1 protein-coding gene is annotated in these 576 nt (G+C 54.7%); it reads right to left on the bottom strand.

The window, feature by feature from the left end:
* The coding region (locus AK963_RS34365; RefSeq protein WP_202969973.1) for a hypothetical protein at positions 1–576 on the bottom strand (576 nt) is incomplete at both ends.

Consider the following 576-nt stretch of genomic DNA (forward strand, 5'->3'; position numbering starts at 1 on the left):
CTGCACTGCTGACCGTAGTTTCGGAGGCGGGTAAATCCCAAGGCACCGGGGAGATAATGGAGAGGTCGCCGTTGATCTGAACGTCACTTAAAACACTCATGTGCTCAACCCGATCCTTAATGGTGAATGGAGCTGTCAGAGGGCTGCTGCCAGCATCAATCAGGCTCAATGGATCGGCAAAGGTAACGGTTCCTGCCTCTCTATCGACGGTGTATTGATCGCTGACCAGCAGAGCCCCGCTGCTGTCTTCCACCACGATTTCCGCCTGATGGTCACGAGCCAGGTTGATCACCTGACCGGCCGTTGGTGTACCTGCATCGGTGCTTGCCGTGTGGCTGATGACCACAATATCCCCGGCACGATAGATAGGCACCTTGCCATCAGGAGGCAGGCGAACCGGATCGAGCCCGATTAATTCCGCATCCAGAGGCAGGCTGGTTTCTACGACACAGTTATAACGGACACTCTGCGGGATAACGTAGATTGGCTTCTCTTCAGGAGAGCTGCCATCGGTAAACTGAAGCTCACACCAGCCTGTGGTTACGTCGATTTTTCCGACCACTTCTGCGGTATTGA

The sequence above is a fragment of the Endozoicomonas atrinae genome, from assembly GCF_001647025.1.
In the GTDB taxonomy this organism is placed as follows: domain Bacteria; phylum Pseudomonadota; class Gammaproteobacteria; order Pseudomonadales; family Endozoicomonadaceae; genus Endozoicomonas; species Endozoicomonas atrinae.